General features: G+C 56.9%; 25 protein-coding genes, 1 other RNA gene and 2 pseudogenes. 10 read left to right on the forward strand and 18 right to left on the reverse strand.

Annotated elements, in window-relative coordinates; genetic code table 11:
• Positions 1 to 6: 6 nt before the first annotated feature.
• The 4 genes from era to lepA all read right to left on the reverse strand — a co-directional run bounded on the left by era (position 7) and on the right by lepA (position 4,636).
• Positions 7 to 915 (reverse strand): GTPase Era, encoded by a 909-nt coding sequence (era, locus tag ACJ8OK_RS16315; RefSeq protein WP_004929162.1) that lies wholly within the window; start codon positions 913 to 915, stop codon positions 7 to 9.
• Positions 912 to 1,592, reverse strand: coding sequence for a ribonuclease III (gene rnc / locus ACJ8OK_RS16320; RefSeq protein WP_004929158.1), 681 nt, complete (start codon positions 1,590 to 1,592; stop codon positions 912 to 914). Before rnc ends, era begins: the two co-directional genes overlap by 4 nt.
• 234 nt (positions 1,593 to 1,826) lie before the next feature.
• Positions 1,827 to 2,804 (reverse strand): signal peptidase I, encoded by a 978-nt coding sequence (gene lepB / locus ACJ8OK_RS16325; protein WP_004929153.1) that lies wholly within the window; start codon positions 2,802 to 2,804, stop codon positions 1,827 to 1,829.
• A gap of 32 nt (positions 2,805 to 2,836) precedes the next feature.
• A complete protein-coding gene (lepA, locus tag ACJ8OK_RS16330) occupies positions 2,837 to 4,636 on the reverse strand; it encodes a translation elongation factor 4 (RefSeq protein ID WP_004929150.1) in 1,800 nt (599 codons plus the stop codon).
• A 519-nt stretch (positions 4,637 to 5,155) separates the two neighbouring features.
• On the opposite strand from lepA, the gene ACJ8OK_RS16335 reads away from it, so the two are divergent.
• Positions 5,156 to 5,992, forward strand: a complete 837-nt coding sequence (locus tag ACJ8OK_RS16335) for a hypothetical protein (protein WP_015378807.1) — start codon at positions 5,156 to 5,158, stop codon at positions 5,990 to 5,992.
• Here ACJ8OK_RS16335 and rseC read toward each other — a convergent pair.
• From rseC to rpoE, 4 genes are read right to left on the reverse strand one after another with little or no spacing between them, the layout of a single operon-like run.
• The gene (gene rseC / locus ACJ8OK_RS16340; RefSeq protein WP_085337248.1) at positions 5,989 to 6,465 is read right to left on the reverse strand and encodes a SoxR-reducing system protein RseC; all 477 of its coding nucleotides are present in this window, start codon (positions 6,463 to 6,465) and stop codon (positions 5,989 to 5,991) included. The two genes, ACJ8OK_RS16335 and rseC, sit on opposite strands and share 4 nt — an antisense overlap.
• A complete protein-coding gene (gene rseB / locus ACJ8OK_RS16345) occupies positions 6,465 to 7,421 on the reverse strand; it encodes a sigma-E factor regulatory protein RseB (protein WP_004929141.1) in 957 nt (318 codons plus the stop codon). The genes rseC and rseB overlap by 1 nt, the downstream gene beginning before the upstream one ends.
• Entirely contained in the window at positions 7,421 to 8,074 is a 654-nt protein-coding gene (rseA, locus tag ACJ8OK_RS16350) for an anti-sigma-E factor RseA (protein WP_015378809.1), read from the reverse strand. Before rseA ends, rseB begins: the two co-directional genes overlap by 1 nt.
• 30 nt (positions 8,075 to 8,104) lie before the next feature.
• Positions 8,105 to 8,680, reverse strand: a complete 576-nt coding sequence (gene rpoE / locus ACJ8OK_RS16355) for an RNA polymerase sigma factor RpoE (protein WP_004929136.1) — start codon at positions 8,678 to 8,680, stop codon at positions 8,105 to 8,107.
• Between the two features lie 214 nt (positions 8,681 to 8,894).
• On the opposite strand from rpoE, the gene nadB reads away from it, so the two are divergent.
• Positions 8,895 to 10,496 (forward strand): L-aspartate oxidase, encoded by a 1,602-nt coding sequence (gene nadB / locus ACJ8OK_RS16360; protein WP_442530690.1) that lies wholly within the window; start codon positions 8,895 to 8,897, stop codon positions 10,494 to 10,496.
• A 38-nt stretch (positions 10,497 to 10,534) separates the two neighbouring features.
• On the opposite strand, the gene trmN is transcribed toward nadB, so the two are convergent.
• A complete protein-coding gene (trmN, locus tag ACJ8OK_RS16365) occupies positions 10,535 to 11,314 on the reverse strand; it encodes a tRNA(1)(Val) (adenine(37)-N(6))-methyltransferase TrmN (protein WP_261238714.1) in 780 nt (259 codons plus the stop codon).
• A 99-nt stretch (positions 11,315 to 11,413) separates the two neighbouring features.
• Between trmN and srmB the strand changes: the two genes are divergently transcribed.
• A complete protein-coding gene (srmB, locus tag ACJ8OK_RS16370; RefSeq protein WP_015378813.1) occupies positions 11,414 to 12,739 on the forward strand; it encodes an ATP-dependent RNA helicase SrmB in 1,326 nt (441 codons plus the stop codon).
• Positions 12,740 to 12,791: 52 nt separating this feature from the next.
• Here the strand turns inward: srmB and ACJ8OK_RS16375 are convergent, their stop codons facing one another.
• The 3 genes from ACJ8OK_RS16375 to grcA all read right to left on the reverse strand — a co-directional run bounded on the left by ACJ8OK_RS16375 (position 12,792) and on the right by grcA (position 15,071).
• Positions 12,792 to 13,547, reverse strand: a complete 756-nt coding sequence (locus tag ACJ8OK_RS16375) for an ankyrin repeat domain-containing protein (protein ID WP_048325154.1) — start codon at positions 13,545 to 13,547, stop codon at positions 12,792 to 12,794.
• Positions 13,540 to 14,505 carry a phospholipase gene (locus ACJ8OK_RS16380; RefSeq protein WP_260953694.1) on the reverse strand — a complete coding sequence of 322 codons (966 nt, stop codon included), beginning with the start codon at positions 14,503 to 14,505 and terminating at the stop codon, positions 13,540 to 13,542. Before ACJ8OK_RS16380 ends, ACJ8OK_RS16375 begins: the two co-directional genes overlap by 8 nt.
• Positions 14,506 to 14,687: 182 nt before the next feature.
• Entirely contained in the window at positions 14,688 to 15,071 is a 384-nt protein-coding gene (gene grcA / locus ACJ8OK_RS16385; RefSeq protein WP_004929114.1) for an autonomous glycyl radical cofactor GrcA, read from the reverse strand.
• Positions 15,072 to 15,417: 346 nt separating this feature from the next.
• On the opposite strand from grcA, the gene ung reads away from it, so the two are divergent.
• Positions 15,418 to 16,101 (forward strand): uracil-DNA glycosylase, encoded by a 684-nt coding sequence (gene ung, locus ACJ8OK_RS16390; protein ID WP_004929112.1) that lies wholly within the window; start codon positions 15,418 to 15,420, stop codon positions 16,099 to 16,101.
• Positions 16,102 to 16,157: 56 nt separating this feature from the next.
• On the opposite strand, the gene grpE is transcribed toward ung, so the two are convergent.
• Entirely contained in the window at positions 16,158 to 16,742 is a 585-nt protein-coding gene (grpE, locus tag ACJ8OK_RS16395) for a nucleotide exchange factor GrpE (RefSeq protein ID WP_016929801.1), read from the reverse strand.
• Positions 16,743 to 16,867: 125 nt separating this feature from the next.
• On the opposite strand from grpE, the gene nadK reads away from it, so the two are divergent.
• The 3 genes from nadK to bamE all read left to right on the forward strand — a co-directional run bounded on the left by nadK (position 16,868) and on the right by bamE (position 20,073).
• On the forward strand, positions 16,868 to 17,746 hold the full coding sequence (nadK, locus tag ACJ8OK_RS16400) for an NAD(+) kinase (RefSeq protein ID WP_004929107.1): 879 nt from the start codon (positions 16,868 to 16,870) through the stop codon (positions 17,744 to 17,746).
• Positions 17,747 to 17,832: 86 nt separating this feature from the next.
• Positions 17,833 to 19,494: a DNA repair protein RecN gene (gene recN, locus ACJ8OK_RS16405; RefSeq protein ID WP_004929104.1), complete on the forward strand. Its 1,662-nt coding sequence runs from the start codon at positions 17,833 to 17,835 to the stop codon at positions 19,492 to 19,494.
• A gap of 240 nt (positions 19,495 to 19,734) precedes the next feature.
• Entirely contained in the window at positions 19,735 to 20,073 is a 339-nt protein-coding gene (gene bamE / locus ACJ8OK_RS16410; RefSeq protein ID WP_004929101.1) for an outer membrane protein assembly factor BamE, read from the forward strand.
• Between the two features lie 117 nt (positions 20,074 to 20,190).
• Here bamE and ACJ8OK_RS16415 read toward each other — a convergent pair whose 3' ends face one another.
• On the reverse strand, positions 20,191 to 20,475 hold the full coding sequence (locus ACJ8OK_RS16415; protein ID WP_004929098.1) for an RnfH family protein: 285 nt from the start codon (positions 20,473 to 20,475) through the stop codon (positions 20,191 to 20,193).
• Positions 20,468 to 20,902, reverse strand: a complete 435-nt coding sequence (locus ACJ8OK_RS16420; protein WP_004929096.1) for a type II toxin-antitoxin system RatA family toxin — start codon at positions 20,900 to 20,902, stop codon at positions 20,468 to 20,470. Before ACJ8OK_RS16420 ends, ACJ8OK_RS16415 begins: the two co-directional genes overlap by 8 nt.
• A 161-nt stretch (positions 20,903 to 21,063) precedes the next feature.
• Here ACJ8OK_RS16420 and smpB point away from each other — a divergent pair, with 161 nt between their 5' ends.
• Both smpB and ssrA read left to right on the forward strand, forming a co-directional pair.
• On the forward strand, positions 21,064 to 21,546 hold the full coding sequence (gene smpB, locus ACJ8OK_RS16425; RefSeq protein WP_004929094.1) for an SsrA-binding protein SmpB: 483 nt from the start codon (positions 21,064 to 21,066) through the stop codon (positions 21,544 to 21,546).
• Positions 21,547 to 21,595: 49 nt separating this feature from the next.
• Positions 21,596 to 21,959, forward strand: a transfer-messenger RNA (tmRNA) gene (gene ssrA, locus ACJ8OK_RS16430).
• 115 nt (positions 21,960 to 22,074) lie between these two features.
• On the opposite strand, the pseudogene ACJ8OK_RS16435 reads toward ssrA, so the two are convergent.
• Positions 22,075 to 22,176 (reverse strand): annotated as a pseudogene (locus ACJ8OK_RS16435) (levansucrase regulator); the annotation flags it as partial.
• Between the two features lie 118 nt (positions 22,177 to 22,294).
• Between ACJ8OK_RS16435 and ACJ8OK_RS16440 the strand changes: the two are divergent.
• A pseudogene (locus tag ACJ8OK_RS16440) lies at positions 22,295 to 23,160 on the forward strand (phage portal protein).
• A gap of 29 nt (positions 23,161 to 23,189) precedes the next feature.
• On the opposite strand, the gene ACJ8OK_RS16445 reads toward ACJ8OK_RS16440, so the two are convergent.
• Both ACJ8OK_RS16445 and ACJ8OK_RS16450 read right to left on the reverse strand, forming a co-directional pair.
• On the reverse strand, positions 23,190 to 23,486 hold the full coding sequence (locus ACJ8OK_RS16445) for a hypothetical protein (protein ID WP_442530691.1): 297 nt from the start codon (positions 23,484 to 23,486) through the stop codon (positions 23,190 to 23,192).
• A gap of 382 nt (positions 23,487 to 23,868) precedes the next feature.
• Positions 23,869 to 25,866, reverse strand: a complete 1,998-nt coding sequence (locus ACJ8OK_RS16450; protein ID WP_442530692.1) for a BbrUII/HgiDII family restriction enzyme — start codon at positions 25,864 to 25,866, stop codon at positions 23,869 to 23,871.
• Positions 25,867 to 25,871: the final 5 nt, after the last annotated feature.

Genomic DNA, 25,871 nt, shown 5'->3' on the forward strand with positions numbered 1-25,871 from the left:
GGATCGTTACTTCAGATCGTCAACATAGCCCAGGCTGCGCAGCGCACGTTCGTCGTCCGCCCAACCGGATTTCACTTTCACCCACAGCTCGAGATGCACTTTGGCGTCGAACATCTGTTCCATGTCCTGACGCGCTTCGATGCCGATGGTTTTGATCTTGGCGCCCTTGTTGCCGATGACCATTTTCTTCTGGCCTTCGCGCTCAACCAGGATCAGGCCGTGCACATCGTAGCCGCCGCGATCGTTAGCCACGAACTGTTCGATTTCCACCGTCACCGAATACGGCAGCTCTTCGCCCAGGAAACGCATCAACTTCTCGCGAATGATCTCAGACGCCATAAAGCGCTGAGAGCGATCGGTGATGTAATCTTCCGGGAAGTGGTGTTCCGCTTCCGGCAGCAGCTTGCGCACGATGCCGGCGATGGTGTCGACGTTCATCCCTTTCTCGGCGGAAATAGGCACCACGTCGAGGAAGTTCATCTGCTGGCTGAGGAACGCGATGTGCGGCAACAGCTTGGATTTGTCGGTAACGTTATCGACCTTGTTGATCGCCAGCAATACCGGGCAGCGCAGGCTGCGCAGCTTGTTGACCACCATTTCGTCGTCGGCGGTCCAGTTGGTGCCTTCGACCACGAAGATCACCAGCTCAACGTCGCCGATCGAGCTGCTGGCCGCGCGGTTCATCAAACGGTTGATGGCGCGTTTTTCTTCAATGTGCAGCCCTGGGGTATCGACGTAGATCGCCTGATAGGCGCCATCGGTGTCGATGCCCATGATGCGGTGACGGGTCGTCTGCGGCTTACGCGACGTAATGGAAACCTTCTGCCCCAGCAGTTGGTTCAGCAACGTCGATTTGCCCACATTCGGGCGGCCGACGATGGCGATAAACCCGCAGTGTTGTTTTACTTCGCTCATTCAAGCTCCAGCTTTTTCAGCGCTTGTTCCGCTGCCGCCTGCTCGGCTTTACGGCGGCTCGAGCCGGTGCCCACCACGGGCTCGCTCAAACCACTCACCTGGCAGTGGATGGTAAACTCCTGGTCGTGCGCTTCACCGCGAACCTGCACCACCAAATAAGAAGGCAACGGCAGATGACGCCCCTGCAAAAATTCCTGCAAACGGGTTTTCGGGTCTTTCTGCTTATCGCCGGGGCTGATTTCGTCCAACCGGCTGCGATACCAGTCCAAAATCAGACGCTCGACGGTCTGGATGTCGCTGTCCAGGAACACGCCGCCGATCAATGCCTCCACCGTATCCGCCAGGATTGACTCGCGGCGGAACCCACCACTTTTCAATTCGCCCGGCCCAAGCCGCAGACATTCGCCCAGGTCAAACTCGCGCGCCATCTCCGCCAGCGTGTTGCCGCGCACCAGCGTGGCGCGCATGCGGCTCATGTCGCCCTCGTCTACGCGAGGAAAACGGTGATAGAGCGCATTGGCGATGACAAAGCTCAGAATCGAGTCACCCAGAAACTCAAGACGTTCATTGTGTTTACTGCTGGCGCTGCGGTGAGTCAAAGCCTGCAGTAAAAGCTCCTGCTGTTGAAAAGTGTAGCCCAGCTTCCGCTGCAGCCTGTTTATTACGATGGGGTTCATGAGTTACCAATAGATCAAGAATGCGTCAAAAACTTGCAGCACACGGAACAGGCCTGCTTCGCCGAAAGCCGATCCAAAGCTGTTTCGTTTGCAGTGGCTCCCAGCAGGAGCCAACTTTTATCGCTCGAGAAGGTATTCTACAACGAGTGGAAACATAATGCTGTGTTTATATCCTCTTAATCTTTCACGCCGCAGCAGGCTGCGGCGTGAAATTGACAGGGAATAAATCAGCGATTAATGAATGCCGCCGATCCGGCTGAAACGCACGCCGGTAGGCCACTCGCCTTCCTGTTTTTCAAAGCTCATCCAGATGGCCGTGGCTTTGCCCACCAGATTCTTCTCCGGCACAAAGCCCCAGTAACGGCTGTCCGCGCTGTTGTCACGGTTGTCGCCCATCATGAAGTAATGCCCGGCCGGCACCACCCACTCCGCCAACGGTTTGCCCGGCTGTTGGTAGTAAGCGCCCACCCGATCCTGCGCGTCCGGCACGGTCAGGATGCGGTGCGTGACGTTGCCGAGGCTTTCCTGGCGCTCACGCATGCGAATGCCGCCCGACGGCACGTTATCGTTCAGCGGGATCTGGTAGAAGCCGTTGCTGGCCTCGCCCATGCCGCTGCGGCTGAACAGCTGCACGAAGTCGCTCGGCTGCGCATCGGCGTAGGTCACGGCCAGCGCGGTATCACAGGACTGCCCGCTGTTGCAGGACGGCTGCACCGTGACGCGCTTATTCACCGGATCGTAAGTAATACGGTCGCCCGGCAGGCCAATCACGCGCTTGATATAATCCAGTTTCGGATCCAGCGGATATTTAAATACCGCAATATCACCACGCTTCGGATGGCCGGTTTCAATGAGCGTCGTCTGGGTAATCGGATCTTTAATGCCGTAGGCATATTTCTCCACCAGAATGAAATCGCCAATCAACAGCGTCGGCATCATTGAGCCGGACGGGATCTGGAACGGTTCGTAAATAAACGAACGCACCACAAACACCAGCAGCAACACCGGGAAGACCGATGCGCCGGTCTCCACCCAGCCTGGCTGCTTCGCCACTTTCGCCAGCGTTTTATCGTCTACGGCGCCCGCGGTCTGTGCGTTGACCGCCGCAATCTTCGCGCGGCGGGCCGGCGCCCATTTAAAGCGCTCGAAGCACCAGATGATCCCGGTGACCAGGGTGGCCAACGCCAGGATCAGGGCAAACATATTCGCCATGCAAACTCCCTCGTTTCGCGAACTCGTCGCGGTTACTTGCCGTCTTTACCGACGTGCAGAATGGCCAGGAACGCTTCCTGCGGCAGCTCGACGTTGCCGACCTGCTTCATGCGCTTCTTACCGTCTTTCTGTTTCTGCAGCAGCTTTTTCTTACGGCTGACGTCACCGCCGTAGCATTTCGCCAGCACGTTTTTACGCAGCTGCTTCACGGTGGAGCGCGCGATGATGTGCGTGCCGATCGCCGCCTGAATCGCGATGTCGAACTGCTGACGCGGGATCAGATCTTTCATCTTCTCCACCAATTCACGACCGCGGTACTGCGAGTTGTCGCGGTGAGTGATCAGCGCCAGCGCATCCACGCGCTCGTTGTTGATCAGCACGTCCACGCGCACCATGTCAGAGGCCTGGAAGCGCTTGAAGTTGTAATCCAGCGACGCATAACCGCGCGACGTGGACTTCAGGCGGTCGAAGAAGTCGAGCACCACTTCCGCCATCGGGATTTCATAGGTCAGCGCCACCTGGTTGCCGTGGTAGACCATGTTGGTCTGCACGCCGCGCTTCTCAACGCACAGGGTGATGACGTTGCCCAGGTATTCCTGCGGCATCAGCATGTGACATTCGGCGATCGGCTCGCGCAGTTCCTGGATGTTGTTCAACGGCGGCAGCTTGGATGGGCTGTCGACGTAGATCACTTCCTTGCCGGTGGTTTCCACTTCATAGACTACCGTCGGCGCGGTGGTGATCAGATCCAGATCGTATTCACGCTCCAGACGCTCCTGAATGATCTCCATGTGCAGCAGACCGAGGAAGCCGCAGCGGAAGCCGAAGCCCAACGCGGTGGAGCTTTCCGGTTCGTAGAACAGGGAGGCGTCGTTAAGGCTCAGCTTGCCCAGCGCATCGCGGAAAGATTCATAGTCGTCGGAGCTGATCGGGAACAGACCGGCGTACACCTGCGGCTTCACTTTCTTGAAGCCCGGCAACGCTTTATCCGCCGGCTGACGCGCCTGCGTCAGGGTATCGCCCACCGGCGCACCGAGGATGTCTTTGATCGCACAGACCAGCCAGCCCACTTCGCCGCAGTTCAGCACGTCGCGATCGACCTGCTTCGGCGTGAAGATGCCCAAGCGATCGGCGTTATACACCTGGCCGGTGCTCATGACCTTGATCTTGTCGCCCTTGCGCAGCGTGCCGTTCTTGACGCGCACCAGCGACACGACGCCCAGGTAGTTATCGAACCAGGAGTCGATGATCAGCGCCTGCAGCGGCGCATCCGGATCGCCCTGCGGCGGCGGAATGTCGCGCACCAGGCGCTCCAGCACGTCGGGCACGCCGACGCCGGTTTTGGCCGAGCAGCGCACCGCATCGGTGGCGTCGATGCCGACGATGTCTTCGATTTCCTGCGCGGCGCGATCCGGATCTGCGGCCGGCAGGTCGATTTTGTTCAACACCGGCACCACTTCCAGATCCATTTCGATCGCGGTGTAGCAGTTGGCCAGCGTCTGGGCTTCTACGCCCTGGCCGGCGTCCACCACCAGCAGTGCGCCTTCGCAGGCCGCCAGCGAGCGGGACACTTCATAGGAGAAGTCAACGTGGCCGGGAGTGTCGATAAAGTTAAGCTGATAGGTCTGCCCATCCTGCGCTTTATAATCCAGCGTCACGCTCTGCGCCTTGATGGTGATGCCGCGCTCGCGCTCCAGATCCATGGAATCGAGCACCTGCGCAGCCATTTCACGGTCGGTCAAGCCACCGCAGATTTGGATAATGCGGTCAGACAGCGTCGACTTACCGTGGTCAATATGGGCAATAATGGAGAAATTTCGTATATGCTTCATTATAAAAGTTTTTCTGCCTTGGTATTTCTGAATTACTCGCCTATAGAAACCCGCATGGACCTAAAGCGACAGTGAATGGGTGAGGCCGTCTTGCACCTGAATCGCTGCATTCTACATGCCACACCACTGAAAACCTAGCGATCGGTGCAGTGAAGGCACTCTATTATGCGCCGCTAAATGTTACAGGGCGCCCCGGCGGGTGAAAACAGATGTTAACGCGGACGATGCGGCCTGAACCCAAGGCTTGCCGGTGCTTCGTGGCCGTCAAACTTCGGCGCTAATACATAACCGGCCACAGCGCAATAAACCCTCTCCGAAATTATAAAAAAAGAATATTTGGATCAACCTCTTAGAATTCCATTTTGCCTCACTTCCTTTAGGAAAAACCCCATATACGCCACCACCGTCCCTCGGATAGAAAGGGCATGAGCTCCGCGACAAAACATTATTCAGGGCACTACATCGGCAGCCCACCGGGGTTCACCAGCATATCTGCGTACGTTGATTGGAAGGTGCATTATGATCGATAAAGGGCAAATGCTGAGCCGGCACGATTTTTCAAAGGTCAACTGGGGCATACTGGCGGCGGCGGCACTGCTGTTTAGCGTGGGGGCAGCGCTGTTGGTGCTGCCGCTGCTGAGCAGCATTGACGAGAGCCAGGTCATCACGCTGTTGCAAGCCGGCGCGGGCACGATTTTACTCGGCTGTACGCTGCTGGCGCTGCGGCATTATCTGCGTCCGACGCTGACCTATCGTCTGTACGAGCACGGCGTGCGGGTCTTTGACAGCCACCATCACAAAGAGCGTTTTATCCCGTTTGAGAAGATCGGCGACATCTATCGTTTTCGCGGCGGCCAGGCTTTTGGCGGGCTGTTTGACGTTACGGCGTTCCGCGCCGGTGCAGATCAGCCCTGGTGCACGGTTTTCAGCAACGTCGCCCACTCGTGGCGATTGGCGGACGTGATCGTCGACCAACAGCTGCAGCAGCGCGGGCCGCTGGCGCTGAATGCGCTCTATCAGGGGGGAACGGTATCGTTTCACACCATAGAGGGCGACGCGCGCTGGCTGTGGCAGTTGCTGCTCGGCAAGCAGCAAGGCACGCCGACCGAAACGCTGCGGCTGAGCGCCACCCTGCTGACGACGGAACGGGGAAACGTGCCTATCGAACAGATCCGCGCGTTGGAAAATCATCCGCAGCGCGGCATCCGCTTATTCGACGGCCAGGGAAATGTGCTGTTCGCGATTAACTACGATTCGCTGCTCAGCGCCGATCTATTCATCGCGCTGTTGGAGCATATGATCCACAACCGCATCCCCGCCTATCACAACCCGGCGATGACGCGGCCATCGGTTTAAATCAGCGGGGAGTTTTCCGCCTGCATGCGTATCGCGGTAGGCGGCAACCCAATTTGCAGCACCACCGGCTGGTAATCCGCCTGCTCGCCCAGACGTCGGGCCAAGCGGCGAGCCAGCATAAAGGCCGCACCGCCGCCCAACACGGCGCCAACTGCCGCCGAGGCGTCGCTGCCGAAACAATATTGCAGCAACGCGCCGCCCACCATCATGCCCAGCAGCGGCGTCAGGTAAACCAGCATGGCGGAGCGCAGCAGGCTGCCTTCCGCGATGCCGACCTCGACGCGCTGCCCCGGTTCGAGCGGCTGATCGATATGTACCTGCAGCTGATGCTCGGTTTCCGGCACCAGCTCGTTCAGCGCACGCGCGCCACAGCCGGAGCGCGCAGTGCAACTGCCGCAGCCGGCCTTGGGTTCACAGCGCAGCAGCGCTACGCCCTGTTGCCACGAAACCACCGTGGCCCACTCTTTCATCATTACGGCGATACCTTGAAAGAAATGCTGTCGGCGATGCGCTTGGCCGTCGCCGGCGGCAATTCGCCCACAATCGTGATTTCGTTGCCCGCGCGCACTTCGGTCTGAATGGTGCGGCGCCCCTGACGGTAGTACTGCTGCCCGGCGCCGCTGCCCGCCGGGCTGACGTTGACCGAGAAACTGAACAGGCCGTCGCTGTAGAGCCGGGATTCCACCGGCACGGCGACGTTCGGCAATTTGCGGCGATTGCGCGCCACCTCGTCCACGCCGGCCGGCAGCCAGCCGGTGCTCCAGCTGAGCTGGACGTTTTCCACCGCCGGCAGCGACAGCAGCGGCGGCAGGTTGGCCTTGAGCAGCCCCTGCATCGCGCCCTGCACCTCGGCGCCGACCGCAAAGGAGATCACCCGATATTGCTCCAGCGTTTCGCCGTCGCGATCGAGCAAATCCACCCGCAGCGGCAGCTTGGTGTCTTCGTCCATCCAGACGATGTAGCTGTAGCGGGAACCGTCGCGCGCCACCACGCGCAGCACTTCACACGGCCGATCGGCGATGCGGGTGCTGCCCACGGAGATGAAGTCGTAATACTTCGCCAGACGGGTGAAATCGGCATAAACGATCGCCGGCAGCGCATCGACGATGTGATCGCCAGTGAGCGTGAACGGCTCCAGACCGGGTTCGAAGTAGCTGATCCCGCCGCCGCGCTGCAACACTTCGCGGCGCGGGCCATCCATATGCAGCAGCTGGCCGAGCGGCACGTTGCCGATCACCGCATGGCGATAGCGCAACGACTCGATTCCCTGCTTGCTGACGCTGATGTAGGCGAGCTCGTAATTGAGAGAACGGCTGGCGCTGCTCATCTGTTGCAATAACGCCCCGGACGCAGTTGGCTGCGCCGGGGCGATGCTGGAATAGAGCAGGCTGCCCGTCAATAAACAAACGGAGAACCAGATTTGCTTCATTACTGCTGTTGCATTCCTAAAGACTGAGTTCCGGGAACCTGAATGGCAGCCTGTTGCGGGTTGCCTTGCTCAAGCTGCAGCTGATCCGAATGCAGGCGACGTTGCAGTTCATAGTCCTGCAGCATGGCGTTGATACGCTTGCGCTGTTCCTGCACCTGCTGCTGTTGGCCGCTGCCGGTGGAGAAACTGTCGGCAGGAACGCCCAGGCTGACCGGCGAGGCCTGCCCCATGATCGGCAGCGTGGTGAAGGCCGGCGATTCGGACGCGTTCGATGTCGCAGAAGGCTGGTTGTAGTGCTGCACGCCGACGATCACCGCCAGCGACACGCAGGCCGCCATGCCGATTTGCGTAATCTGGCTCGCCCAAGGACGCACTTTGTCCCAGAACGGCATTTTCTGCCAGGTGTGAGGCTGCGGCTGAGATTCCTGAACGGCGGAAGGCACCAGCCGGGCGGGTTCTTTCTCAAGTGCAGCGGCGACGCGATCGGCGATGTCGAGATGCATCACTTGTCCGACATCACCTCGCAGTGTGTCACGTATCAGGTGATAGCTCTGCCAGCTTTGTTGAAGCGTTCGATCTTGCGACAGAGAACTCAACAGCTCGCTGTCGAACGATTCACCATCCATCAGAGCGGAAAGCTTTTCTTTCTGCATGCCTAAGTACCCTTCCTGTGCCCGCCATTGCTAACGCTGGATCAGCGGTTGAACTTTATTATCGATAGCTTCCCGGGCGCGGAAAATACGCGAACGTACGGTTCCGACCGGGCAATCCATGATGGCGGCTATTTCTTCGTAGCTTAGACCATCCAACTCCCGCAGGGTAATCGCCATGCGAAGATCCTCAGGGAGAGACTCTATGGTACGGAAAACTATCTGTCTCAGCTCTTCTGACAACATTAAGTTCTCAGGGTTCGAAATTTCTTTCAGTGCGCCCGCACTTTCGTAATTTTCCGCATCGTTGGCGTCCACATCACTGGATGGCGGACGGCGCCCCTGAGCAACCAGATAATTCTTTGCCGTGTTCACGGCGATTCGATACAACCAGGTATAAAAAGCGCTGTCGCCACGGAACGATTCCAGTGCGCGATAGGCCTTGATAAACGACTCCTGCACCACATCGGGCACATCGCCCTGCGGCACATAGCGGGAAACGAGACTCGCCACCTTATGCTGATAGCGCACTACCAGTAGGTTAAACGACTTCTGGTCGCCCTTTTGGACCCGCTCGACCAGAACTTGATCCGTTAACTGCTCGCTCATCCGAGGTAAACTCTCCCCAAATCCGTCTCCACGCGTAAAATTGTACTGCCAGCCATACATTATTTTCCTGAGCAAGCACTCGCTTGGAGTTCATATAGAACACGAAGTTCCATATCGCCATTGTTTTTTCTGTTGATGTCACCCTATCCGTGGCTTTTGCCCGGACAGTTAGGCTAACATGAAATTCACTCTTCTTCTGCACACATCATACGTTATGCAACCATCATCTGAACATGTTAGCGATGTACTGATCGTCGGCAGCGGCGCTGCGGGCCTGTCACTGGCGCTGCGCCTGGCGCAGCATTGCAAGGTTACCGTTCTCAGCAAGGGGCCGCTCAGCGAGGGAGCCACCTTTTACGCCCAGGGCGGGATCGCCGCGGTGTTCGATGAGACGGACAGCATTGCCTCACACGTTGATGACACTTTGATTGCCGGCGCCGGCCTGTGCGACAAAGAGGCCGTCGAATTCATCGCCGGCAACGCGCGCCACTGCGTGCAATGGCTGATCGATCAGGGCGTGCTGTTCGACACCGAGGTCAACGCGCAGGGCGAGGAGCATTATCACCTCACGCGCGAAGGCGGCCACAGCCATCGCCGCATCCTGCACGCCGCAGACGCTACCGGTAAGGAAGTAGAGACCACGCTGGTAGGGAAAGCAAGCGCTCACCCCAATATTTACGTGATGGAACGCCGCAACGCGGTCGACCTTATTACCTCGAACAAAATCGGCCTGCCGGGCACCCGCCGAGTGGTGGGCGCTTACGTCTGGAACCGCGAGCTGGAGCGGGTGGAAACCTATCGCGCCAAAACGGTGGTACTGGCCACCGGCGGCGCGGCCAAGGTGTACCAATACACCACCAACCCGGACATCTCCTCCGGCGACGGCATCGCCATGGCCTGGCGCGCCGGCTGCCGGGTCGCCAACCTGGAGTTCAACCAGTTCCACCCGACCTGCCTGTTCCACCCGCAGGCGCGCAACTTCCTGCTGACAGAAGCGCTGCGCGGCGAAGGCGCCTACCTGAAACGCCCGGACGGCAGCCGCTTTATGCCGGATTTCGACCCGCGCGGCGAACTGGCCCCGCGCGATATCGTCGCCCGCGCCATCGACCATGAAATGAAGCGCCTGGGCGCCGACTGCATGTACCTGGACATCAGCCACAAGCCAGCGGAATTCATCACCCAGCACTTCCCGATGATCTACGAAAAGCTGCTGACGCTGGGCTTCGATCTGACTCGGCAACCGATCCCTATCGTCCCGGCGGCGCACTACACCTGCGGCGGCGTGATGGTCGATCAGCACGGCCGCACCGATCTCGACGGGCTGTACGCCATCGGCGAGGTCAGCTACACCGGCCTGCACGGTGCCAATCGCATGGCGTCGAATTCACTGCTGGAGTGCCTGGTTTACGGTTGGTCGGCGGCGGAAGACATTCTGCAGCGCCTGCCGTTCATCCAGCAGGCCAAACAGGTGCCGCACTGGGATGAAAGCCGGGTGGACGATGCGGACGAACGGGTGGTGATCCAGCACAACTGGCACGAGCTGCGGCTGTTCATGTGGGATTACGTCGGCATCGTGCGCACCACCAAGCGCCTTGAGCGCGCCCTGCGCCGCATCAATACGCTGCAGGCGGAAATCGACGAGTACTACGCTCACTTCCGCATCTCCAACAACCTGCTGGAGCTGCGCAATCTGGTGCAGGTGGCCGAACTTATCGTGCGCAGCGCCATGGCGCGCAAAGAGAGCCGCGGCCTGCACTACACGCTGGACTACCCGGATTTGCTGCCGGAAGCGCAGCCGACCATTTTGCAGCCTTAAACCATGCGACAGGGCGCCTTATCGGCGCCCTTTTCCTTTCAGTAAAACAGATAGAAGTCGGCGATCAACCGGCGGAAATCGTCGGTATAGCTGCCGTCGGCCTGTTTGATCGCCAGCGCCTGCTCCCGCAGCGGCGTTTCCTTACGCGTCAGCGCCAGCAACATCCGGTGCGGCGGCGTATCGGCCCGATCGCTGACGTTCACTTTCGCCGCCGTGTGCCAACCGCTTTGCTGCGCCAGGCTTTCAAATTCGGCGCCTATGTCGTGCGGCAGCACCACGCAAAACGTTCCTTGCTCCACCAGCAGCTGCGCCGCGCAGGCCAACAGCGCGTCGTGCGTCAGGGTTTCGGTGTAACGCGCGTTGTGGCGCGCCTGGTCGCGGCAGGCCACCGCCGGCTCGAAATACGGCGGGTTGCTGACGATCAGATCATACTCAGCGACATGCTGCTGCGCATAATGATGAATATCCTGCGCATGCACGCGGATGCGCTGCGGCCACGGCGATTCCGCCGCGTTTTCGCGCGCCTGGCCGGCGGCGGCTTCGTCCAGTTCCACCGCGTCGACGGTCACCTCGTCGCCGCTGCGCTGCGCCAGCATCAGCGCGATCAGCCCGCTGCCGCTGCCGATGTCCAGCACCCGGCGCGCCTGCCCCACCGGCGCCCAGGCGCCGAGCAACACCCCGTCGGTGCCCACTTTCATGGCGCAACGATCGTGGGCGACAAAGAATTGTTTAAAGGTAAACCCCCCGCGACGCGGGGTAAAATCGGCTTTCGATCGCTTGCTCACACTCACCACCTGGCTATAAAACTGGCGTAGCATAAGGCAATCTGATCGGCGGGAAAAGAGCGGCTTTCCGCTTAAATAGGTGAAGATCGCGGCCAACCCGTCTATAATCGGCGCCCCAAGTAGAGGTAGACCATGACAGCAACCACTTTTTCCGAACTCGAACTCGATGATCGCCTGATCGACGCGCTGCGCGACAAAGGCTACGATCGCCCCACTGCCATTCAGGCCGCTGCTATCCCGCCGGCGATGGACGGGCGCGACGTCTTAGGTTCGGCTCCGACCGGCACCGGCAAAACCGCCGCCTTCCTGCTGCCCGTGTTGCAGCACCTGCTGGACTTTCCACGCAAGAAATCCGGCCCGCCGCGCGTGCTGATCCTGACGCCAACGCGCGAGCTGGCGATGCAGGTCGCCGACCAGGCGCGTGAATTGGCTGCTCATACCTCGCTGGATATCGCCACCATCACCGGCGGCGTCGCTTACATGAACCATGCGGAAGTGTTCAGCGAAAACCAGGACGTGGTGGTCGCCACCACCGGCCGCTTGCTGCAATACATTAAAGAAGAGAACTTCGACTGCCGCGCGGTGGAAACCCTGATCCTCGACGAAGCCGACCGCATGCTTGACATGGGCTTCGCGCAGGACATCGAAACCATCTCCGCCGAAACCCGCTGGCGCAACCAAACGCTGCTGTTCTCCGCCACGCTGGAAGGCGAAGCGATCCGCGAATTCGCCGAGCGCATCCTGAAAGAGCCGGTGGAAGTGGAAGCCGACCCGTCGCGCCGCGAACGCAAAAAGATCCTGCAGTGGTACTACCGCGCCGATGACGTGCAGCACAAAACCGCGCTGCTGATCCACCTGCTGAAACAGCCGGACGTGCAAAAATCGGTGATCTTCGTGCGCAAGCGCGAGCGCGTGCACGAACTGGCCACCTGGCTGCGCGAAGCGGGCATCAACACCTGCTATCTCGAAGGCGAAATGGTGCAGGCCAAACGCAACGAAGCGGTCAAACGCATGATGGATGGCCGGGTTAACGTGCTGGTGGCCACCGACGTTGCCGCGCGCGGCCTGGATATCCTCGATATCACCCACGTATTCAACTTCGACATGCCGCGCACTGCGGATACCTACCTGCACCGCATCGGCCGTACCGGCCGCGCCGGGCGCAAAGGCACCGCCATTTCGCTGGTGGAAGCGCACGATCATCTGCTGCTGGGTAAAGTGGGCCGTTACCTGAACGAACCGCTGAAAGCGCGCGTGATCGACGAACTGCGGCCGAAAACCAAGGTGCCAAACGAGAAGAGCAACGGTAAACCGTCGAAGAAAGTGCTGGCAAAACGCGCGGAAGAAAAAGCGAAAAGCAAAGAAAAAGCCAACAAGGTGAAAGTGCGCCATCGCGACGCCAAAAACGTCGGCAAACGCCGTCAGGCGAAGGCCAAACCGGCCGGCGACGCGCAATAACCGCCACTGTTCAAGAAAAAACCGCCTGTGCAGGCGGTTTTTTTATGGGCGTTTACTGCTGCGCGTAATGCGTGGCCAGGCGGTGCCCCTGCAGCCATTTATCCAGCTCGCGGAACTGCGCCTTCAGCTCTTCATTCTGCAAATGCGCCGGCGTTTGCGAGAAATAAAACTGGAACGCAAAACCCTGCTGATTGCGCGCCCGGGCATCGGCCCCAGCCTGCAACAGCAACAGCGCCAGATGCGGCGCATTAATCTTCGCCGCCAGATGCAGCGGGGTATCCCCCAGCCGATCGCTCAGGGTGGTGTCCGCCCCGGCCGCCAGCAGCAGCCGCAGTTGCTCCTCACGCCCGGCCAGCACCGCCGCCGCAAGCGGTGTGGCGCCGGTAACGGCATTACGCACGTTCACCTGCTTAACCTTGGCCAGCAGCAACCGCAGGTACTGCGCATCGTGCAATATCGCTGCGGTGTGCAGCGCACTGTTGCCGTCCAGCCCCGCCGCCGCCGCATCGGCGCCGAGATCCAGCAACGCCTGCACGCTGGCCGGCTGCTGAGAAAGCACCGCCCACTGCAACAGCGTGACCTGCCGATCGCCCCGTTCGCGCAAACGATCCTGCGTAGCCTGCGCATGGATACCCTGCGTATCGCCGCGCGCCACCGCCTGAGCCAGCGCCAGATTGCTGCAGCCGTCAAACGGTGAAATCTCCTGCCCCATCTGTTGCTCCTTAGCCATCATCAGTAAACCGGTCACCGCGACCAGCGCCAGTAAGGCTATCGCCAGCGCCCGCCGCAAGCGACGCCCTTCAGGCATTGGCCTTCGCCTCCCACGGCTTTTGTTCCGCCATCGAGCTTATCACCTTGTCGATGCCGTGCGCCGTCAGGCTGCGATCGAGATGTTTGCTCGGCCGCCAGTCATCGATACCGGTCAGGGTATCGCTGTTGGCCAGGGTGATGTTGTGGCCAATGGCGTCCGGGATCAGCGAAGTCGACTCCTGGGTGCTGGTCAGCATGTCATATTGCTCGCTGTAACGACGGATGCCGCCGGCTTCGGCATCTTTCTTCGCCGCCGCCGGATCGATACCCAGGCGATTCAGCGTGTAATCCGACACCCCGGCCGCATTGAAGGTGACCGCGACGGTGCCGGTCGCCAGCGCCGCCGTGGCCGCCAGACCGCCGCCGAGCGAATGACCGGCGATCACCAGCGCATCGCCGAAGGCCGCCTTGGCGCTTTTGGCGGCGGCAACCGCCTGATTGTACTGCACATCGTCATAACCCGTCGCCTGCCGCACGTTGCTCAGCCAGTCGCGCCAGTCGTTGGTGCCGGCGAACGCCAACACATACTGCTTGTCGTTGCTGTAAATCCCGGCCTGGAAACCGCTGCCCGCGTCGTGCAGGCTGGCGGGATCGATGCCGAACCCGAGCAACGCGCTGTCGCTCAGACGGTTGAACCCGGCGGCGCCCTGGCCGTTCAGCGAGTAAACGTCCTTGGCCAACAGCGCCAACGCATAATCGCCCTCTTGCGATTGCTGCCCCCGGGTCACGCCCGGCACTGCCGCCGCCGCCGTCGGCGCCGCTGCGGAGAGATCGCCGACCAACGTATTCAACAGATTCTGCGCATTGAGCGTGTTCTGAGAGGGGGTGGCCACCGGCGCGGGACTTGCCGGCGCGGCTGCGGGCTGCGCCGCCGGTGCCGTCTCGGCGATGGCGCGAGATGTAGGGATCGCGGCCACCGGAGATACTGCAGAGGTAAAACTTAAAGGCATACTCATGCCGACTCCTTGTCGATAGACTTTTTATTGAGCACCTGAATAGGTACTGACTTAGCTATCGGCAGGTCGGATGAGTTCTGTATCAGGAATGCTTAACTTTGTGCAAATTGTGATCCACGTTTGGTTTTCGGCCGCCAAACGCAAAAAGGGAGCCGAAGCTCCCTGATTGACTGCGCCGCCGATTACAGGCTTTCGGTAAAGGTGCGGGCGATAACGTCGCGCTGCTGTTCCGGCGTCAGGGAATTGAAACGCACCGCATAGCCGGACACGCGGATGGTCAGCTGCGGGTATTTTTCCGGATGCTTGACCGCGTCTTCCAGGGTTTCACGGCGCAGCACGTTGACGTTCAGGTGCTGGCCACCTTCCACACGCACGGTCGGCTGCATTTCCAGCGGCACTTCACGGTATTCGATCTGGCCCAGATCGCTCACCGCGACAACCTGATCTTCCGCGTAGTTAGCCTTGGCGCACACGCAGCGAGCTTCCGCTTTTTCATCGTCCAGCAGCCAGAAAGAATTCACCAGCGCCTGGTCGTTCGCTTTGGTAATTTGAATACCGGTAATCATTATGTTGCCTCCGTACAAGGGCGTAAAAATTCACGTCGTGAGAAAACCCAATTCTGGTTTCGGCCATTTGGTAAAACCATTGTTGTCTTGTTGTTCTGTATACCAGCCTGACCGGGCCAGTTCTTTGATTAAAGTCAATTTTTACCGGGTAGGCACAGGGCGTGAAGGGGCAAATTTATGTTTTATATCAATTTTCCCGTCGCGCTAAAAAACAATTATTTTTGTAAATTTTCAAAAATAATTGCATTGCAAACGGCGGCGAGAAATGAAAAGCGGGTTTCGCTGCGCGGGCCGACACGGTAAGCTATAGACCATGAATTGCTAAAGAAAACAAAGGAGAGCGTTTATGGCCACCTCCCTCACCTGGCATGACGTGATCGGCAAAGAGAAAGAGCAGCCCTATTTTGTTGAAACGCTCGCCTTTGTTGCCGCTGAGCGCCAGGCCGGTAAGACCATTTATCCACCGCAGAAAGACGTGTTCAACGCGTTCCGCTTTACCGAGCTGGCGGACGTTAAAGTCGTCATCCTCGGCCAGGATCCGTATCACGGGCCCAATCAGGCGCACGGTCTCTCTTTCTCGGTGCGCCCCGGCGTGCCGGCGCCGCCATCGCTGGTGAACATGTATAAAGAGCTGGCGACCGACATTCCCGGTTTCGAACGCCCGGATCACGGCTACCTGCAAAGCTGGGCCGAACAGGGGGTGCTGCTGCTCAACACCGTGCTGACGGTGGAAGGCGGCCGCGCGCACTCGCACGCCAACCTGGGCTGGGAAACCTTTACCGATAAGGTGATTGCCGCCCTGAACGAGAACCGCGAAGGTGTGGTGTTCCTGCTGTGGGGCTCGCACGCGCAGAAGAAAGGCAACTTTATCGACCGCAACCGCCACCATGTGCTGAAAGCGCCACACCCATCGCCGCTTTCCGCCCACCGCGGTTTCCTCGGCTGCCGCCACTTCTCGCAGGCCAATCAGCTGCTGGAGCAGCAAGGGCTCACGCCGATCGACTGGATGCCGCGCCTGCCGCAGGCGTAGTCCAGAGACAAAAAAGGCACCCTCGGGTGCCTTTCTTTATGCCGTTGCCGGGGCGATTACGCCTTGGCCTTGGAGACCGCGACCATCGCCGGGCGCAGCAGGCGGCCGTTCAGCGTATAGCCTTTCTGCATCACCATCATCACGTGGTTCGGCTGGTGATCGGCGGATTCCATCATGCTCATCGCCTGATGCACTTCCGGGTTGAACGGCACGTTGACGTCGCCGACGATTTCGATGCCATACTTGCGCACCACGTCCAGCAGCGATTTCAGCGTCAGCTCGATGCCTTCAATCATCGCGGCCAGTTCCGGATTGTTTTTATCCGCCAGATCCAGCGCGCGCTCCAGGTTGTCGATCACCGGCAGCAGATCGCCAGAGAATTTCTCCAGGGCGAACTTGTGCGCTTTCTCAACGTCCAGTTCGGCGCGGCGACGGATGTTTTCCGCTTCCGCTTTGGCGCGCAGCAGGCTGTCGCGCTCTTGCTGCTGAGCTTCCGCCAGTTGGGCTTCCAGTTCGGCGATACGCGCATCGCGCAGATCGACGCCTTCCGCCGCTTCCGGCAGCGTATCCTCGTGATGAGCGTGTTGTTCCATTTCTTCCGAGACTTGCTCGTTTGGCGTCTTCTGTTCTTTACTACTCATGAATATCTCCGCGTTTTAGCATTAATCTCGCAACTTGGCTTATTATGGGGATCAAAACCGGGGTTTCAAGTCAACCGGTCACAATGTGGGGCATAAACGGGTCCCGGTGAGGAAAATCACAGCAAATGAATAAAAAATTCGCCTGTATTGGCATTGTTGGCCACCCGCGTCACCCTTCAGCGCTGGCAACCCACGAGATGCTGTTCCACTGGCTGGTCGCCCGCGGCTATTCGGTGATGGTAGAACGCCAAATCGCCCATGATTTGGGGCTGAAAGACGCCGTGACCGGCAGCCTGGCGGATATCGGCCAGCGGGCCGACCTGGCGGTGGTGGTCGGCGGCGACGGCAACATGCTCGGCGCCGCGCGCGTGCTGGCGCGCTACGACATCAAGGTGATCGGAGTCAACCGCGGCAACCTCGGCTTCCTTACCGATCTCGATCCCGACAACGCTCTGCAGCAGCTGGCGGACGTACTGGAAGGCGAGTACATCGACGAACAGCGTTTCCTGTTGGAAACCATCGTGCATAAAGAGCACCAGCAGTGCCGCATCAGCACCGCCATCAACGAGGTGGTGCTGCACCCCGGCAAAGTGGCGCACATGATCGAATTCGAGGTGTACATCGACGATCGCTTCGCCTTCTCACAGCGCTCCGACGGCCTGATCATCGCCACCCCGACCGGTTCCACCGCCTACTCGCTCTCCGCCGGCGGGCCGATCCTCACCCCGTCGCTGGAGGCGATCGCGCTGGTGCCGATGTTCCCGCACACCCTCTCCGCCCGGCCGCTGGTGATCAACGGCGACAGCACCATCCGCCTGAAGTTTTCGCAGATCGGCAGCGATCTGGAGATCAGCTGCGACAGCCAGATCGCGCTGCCGATCCAGGAAGGCGAAGAAGTGCTGATCCGCCGCAGCAACTTCCATCTGAACCTGATTCACCCGAAGGACTACAGCTATTTCAACACGTTAAGCACCAAGTTGGGCTGGTCGAAAAAATTGTTCTAAAATCTGCGTCGGCCACTTTACTGTATATAAAACCAGTTTATACTGTATGAAACTACAGTTATGTGTTTATACACAGGAAGGTTCCCATGCTGGCGCAATTAACCATCAGCAACTTTGCTATCGTTCGTGAGTTGGAAATCGATTTTCAACCGGGCATGACGGCGATCACCGGTGAAACCGGCGCCGGCAAATCCATCGCTATCGATGCGCTGGGGCTGTGCCTCGGCAACCGCGCCGACGGCAACGTGGTGCGCCTGGGAGCCGCCCGCGCCGACATCTGCGCCCGCTTCTCGCTGGCGGACACCCCGTCCGCGCGCGAATGGCTGGAGCAGAACCAGCTGGACGACAGCAACGAATGCCTGCTGCGGCGGGTGATCAACGCCGACGGCCGTTCGCGCGGCTTTATCAACGGCACCGCCGTGCCGCTGTCGCAGCTGCGCGAGCTAGGGCAACGCCTGATTCAAATCCACGGTCAACACGCCCATCAGCTGCTGCTCAAGCCGGAGCACCAAAAAGCGCTGCTCGACGCCTACGCCGACGAACCCGCCCTGCTGGCGGCGATGAGCCAGGCCTACCAACGCTGGCATCAGAGCTGCCGCGAGCTGGCGCACCATCAACAGCAGTCCATCGAGCGCGAAGCGCGCAAGCAGCTGCTGCAATACCAATTGAAAGAGCTGAATGAATTCGCGCCGCAGGCCGGCGAGTTCGAGCAGACCGACGCCGAGTACAAGCGCCTGGCCAACAGCGGTCAGCTGCTGACCCTCAGCCAGCAGACGCTGCAGCTGCTGGCCGACAGCGACGAGAACAACATGCTCAGCCAGCTTTACAGCGCCAAACACCTGCTGCTTGAGCTGGCCGGGTTGGACGATAAGCTCAGCGGCCTGCTGGACATGCTGGAAGAGGCCTCTATCCAGATCAGCGAAGCCAGCGACGAGCTGCGCCATTACGCCGATCGCATGGATCTCGATCCCAACCGCCTGCACGAGCTGGAACAACGCCTGTCGCGCCAAATCAGCCTGGCGCGCAAACACCAGGTCGCGCCGGAGGAGCTGCCGCAGCTGCATCAGCAGTTGCTGGATGAACAGCAGCTGCTGTCGCAGCAGGAAAGCGATCATGAACACCTGAACGAGGCGGTTACCCTGCATCACCAGCAGGCGCTGGCGCTGGCGGAAGAGCTGCACCAGAAACGCCTGCACTACGCCGCCGAGCTGACCACGCTCATTACCGACAGCATGCAGGCGCTCTCCATGCCGCACGGCAAATTCAACATCGACGTGCGCTTCGAACCGCAGCATCTGAGCGCCGAAGGGGCCAGCCGCACCGAGTTCTGCGTCTCCACCAACCCGGGGCAGCCGCTGCAGCCGCTGGCGAAAGTCGCCTCCGGCGGCGAGCTGTCGCGCATCGCGCTGGCCATTCAGGTGATCACCGCCCGCAAGATGGAAACCCCGGCGCTGATCTTCGATGAGGTGGACGTGGGCATCAGCGGCCCAACCGCCGCCATCGTCGGCCGCCTGCTGCGCCAGCTCGGCGAATCCACCCAGGTGATGTGCGTCACCCACCTGCCGCAGGTGGCCGGATGCGGGCATCAGCACCTGTTCGTCAGCAAGCAGACCGACGGCACGGTTACCGAAACCCAGATGGCGCCGCTGGATAAACGCGCCCGGCTGCAGGAGCTGGCGCGCCTGCTCGGCGGCAGCGAAGTCACCCGCAATACGCTGGCCAACGCCAAAGAACTGCTGGCCGCATAAAAAAGCTCAACTTTTTCACTTTCCTGCGGTCTGACAGTGACGCTGTTGGCCCGAGAAATATCTAAAGTGCGGCGCGGCGGTGATCCGAAGCCATCTCAACAGCCTGAAAAAGGCCAAGCGCTTGAGGTGCTAAAGGAAAGCCAATGCGTCGCAACGTGAAAGATGAAGGGTATAAAGGTTTCCAACTGCCGCAAGGTCTATTATCATCGGCATCCTATGCCCTAAAGGAATGTGATTACTATGCGCTGTAAAACGCTGACTGCCGCCGCTGTAGTTCTTGTGATGCTGACTGCAGGCTGTTCTACTTTTGAAAAGGTGGTTTATCGTCCTGACATCAACCAGGGGAACTACCTGACGTCGACCGACGTGGCGAAAATCCAGAAAGGGATGACCCAACAACAGGTCGCTTACACATTGGGCACCCCAATGCTGCAAGACCCGTTCGGGACTCAGACGTGGTTCTATGTGTTCCGTCAGCAGCCTGGCCATGAAGATATCACCCAGCAAACGCTGACGCTGACCTTCGACAGCGCAGGCGTGTTGACCGATATCCAGAACAAACCGGCGCTGACCAAGTAATCGGTGCCGCCCGCTCTTCCGGCCCATGAGGGGGCATGATGTTCCTCATGACAGTCGCAGGCTGCAACGCGGAAGAAAAATCAGCTTCAGATAAAAAAATAAGGCGCTTATAGCGCCTTATTTTTTTGCCTTTTCTGCCCGTTGCCGGCGCAGCTCTTTCGGATCGGCTATCAAGGGCCGGTAGATCTCCACCCGGTCGCCGTCGTTCAGCGTATCGCCCAGCTTGGCCGGGCGGCTGTAGATGCCGATTTTGTTGCTCTTGAGATCGATATCCTGGCGCAGCTCCAGCAGGCCCGAAGCCTGGATCGCCTGCTCGACGCTGCTGCCCTCGGCCAGCTTCACCTTGCGCAGGTACTGCCGCTCCGGCAAGGCGTACACCACCTCGACCTGGATGTCAGACACTGTAGACCTCTTTCGCCCGCTGGGTGAATGCCTGCACCATGCTGCCCGCCAGCTCTTTGAACACCTTGCCGAACGCCAGCTCAATCAGTTTGTTGGTGAACTCGAAGTCCAGGTGCAGCTCCACCTTGCAGGCCTCTTCGCTCAGCGGCGTGAACTGCCAGCCGCCCATCAGCTTGCGGAACGGGCCATCAACCAGCTGCATATTGATGCTCTGGTTATCCAGCAGCGTATTGCGGGTGGTGAAGGTCTTGCTGATACCGGCCTTGGCGACGTCCACCGCGGCGGTCATCTCGTTGGAGGTAGCGTTAAGCACCCGGCTGCCGGTGCAGCCTGGCAGAAAATCGGGGTAAGAATGAACATCGTTAACCAACTGATACATCTGCTCGGCGCTGAACGGCACTAATGCAGACCGACTGATCTGGGGCATATCATTTCCTGTAAGACATAAAACGTACAGATAATACCATTTATCTGGCGGCAAACAAAAAATCTGCTACGGGATGAGGGCACCAAAAATGCGAAAAATTGCGCAGGTGCTGAACGGGAAAGGATTTCTTTCGCTGAAGCATCCAGTATAATGAACGCACTATGACAAAGAAAAAAGCACACAAACCCGGTTCCGCCACCATTGCCCAAAACAAGCGCGCGCGTTTCGAATACTTCATTGAAGAAGAGTTCGAGGCGGGCCTGTCGCTGCAAGGGTGGGAAGTTAAATCGCTGCGTGCAGGCAAAGCCAACCTCAGCGACAGCTACGTGACGTTCCGTGACGGTGAAGCCTACCTGTTTGGCGCCACCATCACCCCGCTCAACGTGGCTTCGTCGCATGTGGTGTGCGATCCAACGCGTACCCGTAAACTGCTGCTGAACCGGCGCGAGCTGGACACCCTGCTCGGCCGCGTCAACCGCGAAGGTTACACCGTGGTGGCCTTGTCTCTGTATTGGAAAAATGCCTGGAGCAAGATCAAGATCGGCGTAGCCAAAGGCAAGAAAGAGCACGACAAACGCGATGACATCAAAGATCGCGAATGGCAGACGGCGAAAGCCCGTATCATGAAGCACGCCAATCGTTAAGCCGCTGGCTTATCGAGGTAAACTTCTGGTATACTGCACAAAGTTACTTGGGGCTGATTCTGGATTCGACGGGATTTGCGAAGCCCTAGGAGCATGCCGAGGGGCGGTTGGCCTCGTAAAAAGCCGCAAAAAAATAGTCGCAAACGACGAAAACTACGCTTTAGCAGCTTAATACCCTGCTTAGAGCCCTCTCTCCCTAGCCTCCGCTCTTAGGACGGGGATCAAGAGAGGTCAAACCCAAAAGAGATCGCGTGGACGTCCTGCCTGGGGCCGAAGCGTTAAACTCAATCAGGCTAGTCTGTCAGTAGCGTGTCCATCCGCAGCTGGCCGGCGAATGTAAAGATTGGACTAAGCATGTAGTGCCGACGGTGTAGTAATTTCGGACGCGGGTTCAACTCCCGCCAGCTCCACCAAATAAAACAAGGGGTTACGTGAAAACGTAGCCCCTTTTTCTATTCCAATGGTGGCAAAATTGCGACAAGCTTTTGGACTGGCGACAAAAGAACCCGCTTTGAAAGCGGGTTCTTTTTAAAAAATCATGTGCCCTTGCCCATCTTTTCCCGGATGTGGGGGCGCAGAAGAAATCACATTAGGCTTAATGATATGCCTAACAAATGTTTCCATGGTCAGCAATGCACATGCGGAGGCGTTTACGTTTGGCGATCCGATCCCCGTTATGGACCGCCGGGAATTATTTGATTACCTGGAGTGCGTACAGGTGGACCGCTAGTACGAACCACCGATCAGCATGGATGGCCTAGCGCGAACTTACCGCGCCGCCGTACATCACTCCAGCGCCATTCAGGTAAAACGCAATATTCTTACCAGTACCTTCATCCCTCACCGCTGGCTGTCTAAACAAGCCTTTTCCCGGTTCGCCCAGGACTTTCTGGTATTTGGTAACGCGTATCTTGAAAAACGCTTGAACCGGTTAGGCCAGATCTTGGAGCTGCGCGCCTCGCTTGCCAAATACACTCGCCGCGGCATTGACCAGGACACCTACTGGTTTGCACAGTATGGTCACAACTCACAGCCCTATCAGTTCGATGAGGGAAGCGTGTTTCATCTAATGGAACCTGACGTTAACCAGGAGCTATACGAAATGCCGGAATACCTCTCTGCCATTCCTTCCGCACTGCTGAATGAATCGGCCACGCTATTTCGCCGTAAGTATTACCTAAACGGTAGCCATGCTGGTTTCATCATGTACATGAGCGACCCCGCAGCAGATCAGAAAGACGTGGACAACATACGCGAAGCACTTAAAAAATCGAAAGGGCCAGGCAACTTCCGCAACCTGTTTATGTACAGCCCGAACGGCAAGAAGGACGGCATTCAGATCATCCCGCTGTCAGAAGTCGCTGCGAAAGATGAATTTCTTAACATCAAGAATGTGAGCCGTGATGACATGCTGGCTGCTCACTGCGTGCCGCCGCAGTTGATGGGGATTATTCCAACGAATACTGGGGATTTGGTGATGTGGAGAAAGCAAGCCGAGTCTTTGTCCGCAACGAATTGATGCCGCTGCAGAAGCGAATGCAGGAGTTAAACGAATGGCTAGGAGAAGAATTGATCCGCTTTGATACCTATACTTTAGAACCCGTAGAAACATAAAAAAAGTGCCTGCATTAGCAGGCACTTTTTTATTCTTTTATCAAAGTATCCCAAACGCCTTCGTCATCAACTTCTTCGACAACAATATTGATGCTGCAGTGTACATGAGTGTCGCTAATCCTCACGTAATTAAACAGTCTTGATTTGACTTTACCGTTAAACTCCTCTCGGCCACCACGATTTGCAATGGCCACATAATCTCCCACGTTAGGAAGCATCAGCAAGGGATTATGGTCTGAATGGCTGCTTACGATATCTCCATCATCAATTGGCCTCTGATGTCCCTTTGGAATGTATTGAAAATCATAGCTGTAGGTAGTTTTCATACTTAGTCCTTTGTTTAGGTTGTAGTTCTTACTAAAACCAAATGTAATTAGTTTTAATACAATGCATTTCAAAAGGCGTCAACCACAGGATGACATCCGTGTGAATGAGGCAGAAATAGAAGAATTTAGAATGTCTGATAAAGGTCAATCATCTCACTATCAATCCCCTTCTGCCTGCTGTACCTGGGATAGATTTCAACATTTACCTCACAAGCGCGCGCTCGTAGCCCCGCCACGCCTGCCCGCTTTACGTAGTGGTTTTCATGCACCTGCATGATATAGGCGAAAACCCGCCAGAACTGGCGGGCTTGGACATAAACGATCCTCTAACGACCATTCATTTTCATGCAGCATAGTCATGCATTCAGCAGATGCTTAAAATTTAATCGTCTAACTTTTTTACAATCTCAGCAATCCGAGCAACGGTGGCTTGCTTCTCGGTGTATTCCCGATACGAATTTTGAGCACTGTTGATTAAACCGTCATAGTAAACAACTCTGCCATTAACAGACTGTAACTGAAGGTTAGTGTATGAAGGGTCGAAAGAATAATCTGAAGGTTCACGACCCAAAACAAAAATGACGTCTATTGATGGCGTTGATGATGGTTCCATAGTTTTAGCGCATTTAATCACAGCTTGTCTGTATTTATTTCCTTGGGCTACCAACGTTGCAACAGAAGTCAATACACTTGCTCTTTTAAGCTCAATGATAATATGCTTACCTGCCGATGAACGATATTTTATATCAATACGTCCTTTTCGCTCATCATCAGTAAGCCCAGCATCAATTTTATCCCACTCTTGGTTAACTCTAGACTCCATAATTTGGGAACCATCAATTCTTTCCCAAGAAGGGTCTAATAACCAAAGGTGCTCAAAAAGATAACGTTGTAAAACCTTTTCCTTTTCATCGTTATCAACCAGCCCCTTGAAGCTTTGAATAACATCCACTCGACTTTTTGCAATTTCATAATATAGCGTAGCCTCTAGATCATCTTGTTTTTCTAGAAGCGGCAACAGTTTTTCAGCATTAAATATAACTGCCTCGGCTAATTCCCGTGACATTTCTTTTATTCGTAAACGCTCAAACGCAAAGATAGCGTGCTTGAATAACTCCTTTTTCTCTTGAGGCTTATCTTCTAGAGGTAAAGACTCAATCTGAGCAATCATTTTTTCCGCATATCCTTGTGAAGCTGGCTTTAATGAGCTAATCCATTCCACAAGAACAGGGTTTGACTCTTTTGCTTCCTTAGCACCTTGCATTTCACGTAAAGCGCTCCATTGACCAGCAACTTTTCGCAATGCAATTTTAACTAATGATTTAAGGTATTGATATCTAGGATCATCCTCAACAACACGTTGTCTATCGCTTGTTGCAATATCTTCATCTTCATCTGTATCTAAAAAATCCGCCTCAAGCTGACCAGTTAGATATTTTGTATATATACCGCCATCATTGATATCATCCAAAATATTTTCTTGGAACAGTCTTCCCCTAGACAAAACAACTATGCTGTTAAGATTCCCTTCTGGGGTATTTAATTGACTAGGTTGTTTAATACTTCCAATCCATCCTTTGATGTTCCATTTTGGATCGAAACGCGGACTCTCTACCAAGGCAGAGGATATATCAGTTACTGTAATTAGCCCTGGACATTCCTTTAAAAAATCTATTCCAGAATTAAGATCCCACACAAACTGAACATGCTTTAAATCTTCACGCTCTTTTGCAGTAACCTCAACCCCATCTACATAAACTTTAAAATCGTTGCTACCAATAATTGAGAATCGTCTGGCTAATTTTTTACGCAGCGCTGATGCAGTTGCAGGTATTCGGGAACGATTTAAATCTCGTAAAGTTACAAGAGTGCCTTGGCTAACAGTAACCTGAGATGCATCAAGCGGCTCCGGGTAATATCTACCTGCGCCACTATTAATAGCATGTTCAATTGCGGGCACTTCCATAATTAAGCCGTGTTGCTCGCCATCTTTAATAGATTCAACGATTACTGTCTTTGCAATCGAAAATAATGATAATTTACCTATACCTTTCCTTCCCATGGGCAAACGCCCCTTGGGAGTTAAAAGTTGGTCTTTATTATTTCTTTTTTGGTAACCAACAGTTAGGTATTTTGAATTCATATCATTAATGGTCATTCCAAAACCATTATCTGATATAGTGATCTCGTCAGGTGTAAGTTTTATATGAACCTCGGAAGCATCAGCATCCCAAGCATTAGCAACAGTTTCAGTAATCACTGCAGCCACATTACTATAGAGGTTGATACCCAGATGCCCTAAGACGCTCAAACTTACCTGCATCTCATAGGTATGCGTAGATAATTCACCCTGCGGTAAAACTTCACTGTGCTCCGCCATCAGCC

The organism is Serratia sp. CY71090 (assembly GCF_052166845.1).
Lineage (GTDB): Bacteria > Pseudomonadota > Gammaproteobacteria > Enterobacterales > Enterobacteriaceae > Serratia > Serratia nematodiphila.

Bases quoted from the DNA above. Each gene is read 5' to 3' on its own strand.
- era (WP_004929162.1), bottom strand. From the start codon at position 915: ATGAGCGAAGTAAAACAACACTGCGGGTTTATCGCCATCGTCGGCCGC.
- rnc (WP_004929158.1), bottom strand. From the start codon at position 1,592: ATGAACCCCATCGTAATAAACAGGCTGCAGCGGAAGCTGGGCTACACT.
- lepB (WP_004929153.1), bottom strand. From the start codon at position 2,804: ATGGCGAATATGTTTGCCCTGATCCTGGCGTTGGCCACCCTGGTCACC.
- lepA (WP_004929150.1), bottom strand. From the start codon at position 4,636: ATGAAGCATATACGAAATTTCTCCATTATTGCCCATATTGACCACGGT.
- ACJ8OK_RS16335 (WP_015378807.1), top strand. From the start codon at position 5,156: ATGATCGATAAAGGGCAAATGCTGAGCCGGCACGATTTTTCAAAGGTC.
- rseC (WP_085337248.1), bottom strand. From the start codon at position 6,465: ATGATGAAAGAGTGGGCCACGGTGGTTTCGTGGCAACAGGGCGTAGCG.
- rseB (WP_004929141.1), bottom strand. From the start codon at position 7,421: ATGAAGCAAATCTGGTTCTCCGTTTGTTTATTGACGGGCAGCCTGCTC.
- rseA (WP_015378809.1), bottom strand. From the start codon at position 8,074: ATGCAGAAAGAAAAGCTTTCCGCTCTGATGGATGGTGAATCGTTCGAC.
- rpoE (WP_004929136.1), bottom strand. From the start codon at position 8,680: ATGAGCGAGCAGTTAACGGATCAAGTTCTGGTCGAGCGGGTCCAAAAG.
- nadB (WP_442530690.1), top strand. From the start codon at position 8,895: ATGCAACCATCATCTGAACATGTTAGCGATGTACTGATCGTCGGCAGC.
- trmN (WP_261238714.1), bottom strand. From the start codon at position 11,314: ATGCTACGCCAGTTTTATAGCCAGGTGGTGAGTGTGAGCAAGCGATCG.
- srmB (WP_015378813.1), top strand. From the start codon at position 11,414: ATGACAGCAACCACTTTTTCCGAACTCGAACTCGATGATCGCCTGATC.
- ACJ8OK_RS16375 (WP_048325154.1), bottom strand. From the start codon at position 13,547: ATGCCTGAAGGGCGTCGCTTGCGGCGGGCGCTGGCGATAGCCTTACTG.
- ACJ8OK_RS16380 (WP_260953694.1), bottom strand. From the start codon at position 14,505: ATGAGTATGCCTTTAAGTTTTACCTCTGCAGTATCTCCGGTGGCCGCG.
- grcA (WP_004929114.1), bottom strand. From the start codon at position 15,071: ATGATTACCGGTATTCAAATTACCAAAGCGAACGACCAGGCGCTGGTG.
- ung (WP_004929112.1), top strand. From the start codon at position 15,418: ATGGCCACCTCCCTCACCTGGCATGACGTGATCGGCAAAGAGAAAGAG.
- grpE (WP_016929801.1), bottom strand. From the start codon at position 16,742: ATGAGTAGTAAAGAACAGAAGACGCCAAACGAGCAAGTCTCGGAAGAA.
- nadK (WP_004929107.1), top strand. From the start codon at position 16,868: ATGAATAAAAAATTCGCCTGTATTGGCATTGTTGGCCACCCGCGTCAC.
- recN (WP_004929104.1), top strand. From the start codon at position 17,833: ATGCTGGCGCAATTAACCATCAGCAACTTTGCTATCGTTCGTGAGTTG.
- bamE (WP_004929101.1), top strand. From the start codon at position 19,735: ATGCGCTGTAAAACGCTGACTGCCGCCGCTGTAGTTCTTGTGATGCTG.
- ACJ8OK_RS16420 (WP_004929096.1), bottom strand. From the start codon at position 20,902: ATGCCCCAGATCAGTCGGTCTGCATTAGTGCCGTTCAGCGCCGAGCAG.
- smpB (WP_004929094.1), top strand. From the start codon at position 21,064: ATGACAAAGAAAAAAGCACACAAACCCGGTTCCGCCACCATTGCCCAA.
- ACJ8OK_RS16445 (WP_442530691.1), bottom strand. From the start codon at position 23,486: ATGAAAACTACCTACAGCTATGATTTTCAATACATTCCAAAGGGACAT.
- ACJ8OK_RS16450 (WP_442530692.1), bottom strand. From the start codon at position 25,866: ATGGCGGAGCACAGTGAAGTTTTACCGCAGGGTGAATTATCTACGCAT.